A 4,233-nucleotide genomic window follows, 5' to 3' on the forward strand; every position below is an offset into this window, starting at 1 on the left:
ATCCGGGGGCTCTCCCTACGTCAACGGTGACGCGCCGCTGCTACCAACCTCATGGCCGGGTACACCTAGAGCGCCGTCGCACGCACGCCGTCGCGGGCGGCTACCGGATCACCGACCACGCCCCCGGCACCGAGCAGGTCACCCTCGTCGGCGTTGGCGCGCTCATGCCGGAGGTCCTCGAAGCCGCCGCTGCCCTCGAAGCGCAGGGTGTCACCACTGGCGTCGTTTGCCTGACCAGCCCCGACCTCGTCTACCGGTCATGGTCGGCCCGCGGGCGCACTCGGCACACGTCCGACCCCTACGCCGCCAGCGGCATCGCTGACATCCTGTTCCCGACCACGGCGCCGGCACCACTGGTCACCGTCCTCGACGGACACCCGCACACGCTGTCGTTCCTCGCCGCCCTGCGTGGCGACGCAATCTCATGCCTCGGCGTCACCGAGTTCGGCCAGTCCAGTGACCTGCACGACGCCTACCAGATCCATGGCATCGACACCGCCTCCATCGTCGACGCCGCGCTCACCGTCAGCGGCCGCTGAACGGCGGGGCGTTGCGCCTCGCTTCGGCGCACGGAGACGAACACGTTGCGGGCCGTCAGAGCTCTACGTCTGTCTCCCCGCGGTGTGCCGCTCGATGTTGTCCGGTACCGCGCCTGCGGCCTCTCGCATGGCTCGCGCCTGAGCGGGCGTCAGGGCGGAGAACCAGAGCCAACGGACCTGCGCAACGGCGGGCGGGCGCTGCGGACCGGATGGCCGCGTCGCGGAGGGCGTGGCTGACCAGGAGGTGGTCGATCAGCTCACGGCGCGCGCGGTAGATCCGGGAGTACCGTTCCCGGAGGTCGATCGATCCCGGCCCGCAGAACCTAGGGCCTGCTCCCCCGGCCAGTCCGCGTTTTCGACGAAGTGTGATCAAGGCGAGCCTCGCCCCTGGCACGTCGCTCGCGACCCTTCGCTTACCCATCGCCTGCGGACATCCACACCGCAGCCCGCGCCAGCGGAGGTACGTCTTCCGCCGCCAGTCGGCGCACCCGGAGTGGTCTGCGGTTTCGTTCACGGATCAGTTGATGATCTCACCGCGTTCATCCGCAGGATCGCAGCCAACCGGTCGCGCCATGCCTGTAGCGCCTCGGGGGTTTGCCGGGTCCAGTCGGCCACCTCGCCGACGACCCTGAGTGGTTCCCTGCTGCGGTAGGAACGTGTGGGATTGCCGGGGAACTTCTTGTCGGTGAGGTTCGGGTCGTCCTCGAACGGCCCTGTTGGCTCAACGACGTACACGCGTGGCGGAGCACCTTCACCTGCTGCGAGCTCCGCGGTGAGCCCGGCGCCGTCAGGCAGTGCGGTGAAGTAGATGTGGTTCATCAGGACTTCGGGCCGGTAGTTCGACGGGAAGCCGGCCGTGAGCAGATCGCCCACCCGAAGATCGGCTTTCGTGCCGTGGAAGAACGGCCCCTCGTCCGGCATGTCACTCACCGCCCTAGCCTACGGAGATGTGAACATGTCGGAACGTGTGAACCGGCGGTCCATCGCGACGGGGACGTCACCCGCAGGCCCAGAATGGTCGCTGAGACGCATCATCCTGTGGCGCCAACAACGGACATGCATTGGCCAAAGGCGACACCGTCACGGCCGCAAATAGTCCGCACCGACGGGGACTTCTTCCGACCGGACGTGGGCATCGTCTGAGGGGTGACGGCCCCTGGCCGCCAGAATCGAACCGCGTCGAGGGAACGAGATCGAATGACGGCCATCTACCCGGTTGACTCGCTCGAACAGCCTTAGATCACTGAGTGCTCTCGCGGTGACGGGCCCAAACGAACGCAAGGCCGCAGCTCGTCGCAAGTCATCGAGTGTGTCGACGTCAAGTCGCAGGCCGAGCAGGGCCCCGGTCGCGAGAGAGAAACCCGCCTCATGGTGACGTGCCGCGGAGTCTTCACCGAACTGTGGTACCAGTGCCCTGGCTTCGCGAGCGGCGAGTAGCGTGGTGCCCCCGCCAGAGCGATCTTCGACGCAGAGCCGCCCGCTGTCAGAATCGAGCAGCTGACCGAGTGCCGTATCCAACTCACTCGCATCAAGTGCAGGGAGGTCCGCAACCATGACGGCAACGTGACCGACCGGATGCCGCAGGCGGCGCACCCCGTCTCGCACGGCGGCATTGAGGCCACCGACTGCCTGGTCGGGGAGCCACGTGGCGCCGAGTGATCCAGCCAAGCCGCCCAAGGACGGATCAGGTGTGAGTACGACGACCTCCTTCACGAGTTGTGCGCGTGAAGCTGCAGCAACCGCGTCCGCCAGGAAACACATGGCCAGTGCACGGCGCTGCTTCGGATCCACCTCCAGCCGACGCTTCGCCCCCGTCAACCCCTTGGCCGGAATCAGCGTTACGAATCTTTGTGTGGCCTTCACCGTTGACATGTCGCCTCCCCAACTCTCCGTGCTCAATCCGTAACGGGCAGCAGCGGCATGTGGCGCCGGCCCCGATGCCTCAGCTGCTCGCGGTCTGGCACCCCGTCGTCGGTCGTTCGCTCGTCGGTAGCCCTGGCGACGTCGGCGTAGCTGACCGCGTAGCCGTCGCCGTCCATCGCCGAGCTGTCGAGGCCCGGCAGGTCCCGAGTTCACTCATCGTTGACATAGATGGCCGGAACTCGCGGTCGTCCCAGGCCAGTCAGTATTTCGTAGGAGCTCCTCCCACTGAGTGCCGCCCAGTCCTCGGCACGATGTTCACCGTCGCGCCCGGGGCCAAGGAGCGTGACCACATCGCCTGGCTGGACCTGTAGGTCGCCGACATCCAGCACCAGCTGGTCCATGCACACGCGCCCCGCCAGCGGGACCGACTTTCCGCGGTAGCCCACTGGAGCTCCCTCCAAAGGGGCCACGGGGACCCCATCGGCGTACCCCAGCGGCACCAAGGCCAGTGTTGTCGAGGCCGGCGTGCGATAGGTATGGCCGTAGGAGACCCCGGCACCTGCGGGAGCCCGCTTGACGTGCGTGACTCTCGCCTTCACCGTGACGACCGGACGAAGTTGCACCGGTGCTTCCTGGCCGGACAGCGGGTTCACCCCATAGGTTGCAAGCCCACATCGGACCATGTCGAAGTGAAGATCGGGCCGTGTCAACGTGGCCGCAGAGTTGGCGAGATGACGTAGCCGAGGTCGCAACCCCGCTTCTTCGGCCACCTGGACAGCGCGAAGGAACCAATCACGCTGCTGGTCGTTCGCAGGGTGGTCCACCCGGTCTGCACACGCCAGATGCGACCACACTCCGACGACTCGAACCAAGCCTTGCGCTTCATGGGCGCGCGCTTGCGCCACCAGAAGCGCCCATTCATCGGCCGCTCCCCCGCGCCACATGCCCGTCTCTGCCTTCAGGTGAATCCGAGGGACATGACCCTGCTCCTGCGCGGCTTGGACGATCTCGCTCAGCTGTGCGCAGGAGTAGGCCGCGAGCTCGATGCCCTGAGCAATCGCTGTTCCGTAGGGGCTGCCTGGCCCGGCCAGCCAGGCGAGCAACGGTGCGGTGATGCCAGCACGTCGCAGGGCGAGCGCTTCGCCTATGGTCGCAACGCCCAGGTACGTCGCTCCGGCAGCCAGGGCCGCTCGGGCTACCTCGGGCGCGCCGTGAGAGTAACCATCGGCCTTCACCACGACCATCAACTGCGCGGCGGGACACGTCTCCGCTATCCGGCGGACGTTGTGGCGAACGGCGTCGAGGTCGATCTCTCGCCACGCCAGCAACCGCCCGTTGTTGCTGGACGCTTGGACTGACGAATCGACTAGCACACCTTCACCCCAACTGCAGTCATCACGCGTGGATACCTGGATCATGCGTGGACACCATCAGGCCAACGCGACGATGGCATCGATCTCCACCACGGCTCCCAACGGCAACGCCGCCACGCCGATGGTTGTCCGTGCAGGTACCGGTTTGCCTGCGAAGAATTGCGCGTAGGCACCGTTGATCTCGGCGAAGGCTTCGATGCGAGTGGTGAAGATCCCCATCCGCAGCGCTCGGTCCAGCGACGTCCCGGCTTCCTGGCACACGGCCTCCAGATTGCTGAGGCTGCGCGTCACCTCGGCGGCGGGATCAGCGTTGTCCAAGGTGCTGGTGTCCGCATCCAGCGGAAGCGAACCAGAGCAGTAGAGCACTCCATCGTGGACGACCGCCTGCACGTAAGGCCCCACCGCAGCGGGTGCACGGGGTGAGGTGATGGGGCGGGGTTGACTCATGATTTTGATCC

5 protein-coding genes are annotated in these 4,233 nt (G+C 66.6%); 1 reads left to right on the top strand and 4 read right to left on the bottom strand.

Going from position 1 to position 4,233, the window contains the following annotated elements; translation table 11 throughout:
* The coding region (locus ACFPGP_RS13055) for a transketolase-like TK C-terminal-containing protein (protein ID WP_378590767.1) at nt 1–539 on the top strand (539 nt) is incomplete at its 5' end.
* A gap of 510 nt (nt 540–1,049) precedes the next feature.
* On the opposite strand, the gene arr is transcribed toward ACFPGP_RS13055, so the two are convergent.
* From arr to ACFPGP_RS13075, 4 genes are all read right to left on the bottom strand, one after another.
* Nucleotides 1,050–1,460 carry an NAD(+)--rifampin ADP-ribosyltransferase gene (gene arr / locus ACFPGP_RS13060; RefSeq protein WP_378590774.1) on the bottom strand — a complete coding sequence of 137 codons (411 nt, stop codon included), beginning with the start codon at nt 1,458–1,460 and terminating at the stop codon, nt 1,050–1,052.
* Nucleotides 1,461–1,619: 159 nt separating this feature from the next.
* Complete coding sequence (cofC, locus tag ACFPGP_RS13065; RefSeq protein ID WP_378590770.1) at nt 1,620–2,411, bottom strand: 2-phospho-L-lactate guanylyltransferase; 792 nt, start codon at nt 2,409–2,411, stop codon at nt 1,620–1,622.
* Between the two features lie 200 nt (nt 2,412–2,611).
* Complete coding sequence (alr, locus tag ACFPGP_RS13070; RefSeq protein ID WP_378590771.1) at nt 2,612–3,820, bottom strand: alanine racemase; 1,209 nt, start codon at nt 3,818–3,820, stop codon at nt 2,612–2,614.
* A gap of 12 nt (nt 3,821–3,832) precedes the next feature.
* Nucleotides 3,833–4,233 (bottom strand): Rid family detoxifying hydrolase (locus ACFPGP_RS13075; protein ID WP_378590772.1); only part of this gene is annotated, 401 nt, incomplete at its 5' end.

Source organism: Nocardioides taihuensis (assembly GCF_042657275.1).
GTDB lineage: Bacteria > Actinomycetota > Actinomycetes > Propionibacteriales > Nocardioidaceae > Nocardioides > Nocardioides taihuensis.

Bases quoted from the DNA above. Each gene is read 5' to 3' on its own strand.
- alr (WP_378590771.1), bottom strand. From the start codon at position 3,820: ATGATCCAGGTATCCACGCGTGATGACTGCAGTTGGGGTGAAGGTGTG.
- arr (WP_378590774.1), bottom strand. From the start codon at position 1,460: ATGCCGGACGAGGGGCCGTTCTTCCACGGCACGAAAGCCGATCTTCGG.
- cofC (WP_378590770.1), bottom strand. From the start codon at position 2,411: ATGTCAACGGTGAAGGCCACACAAAGATTCGTAACGCTGATTCCGGCC.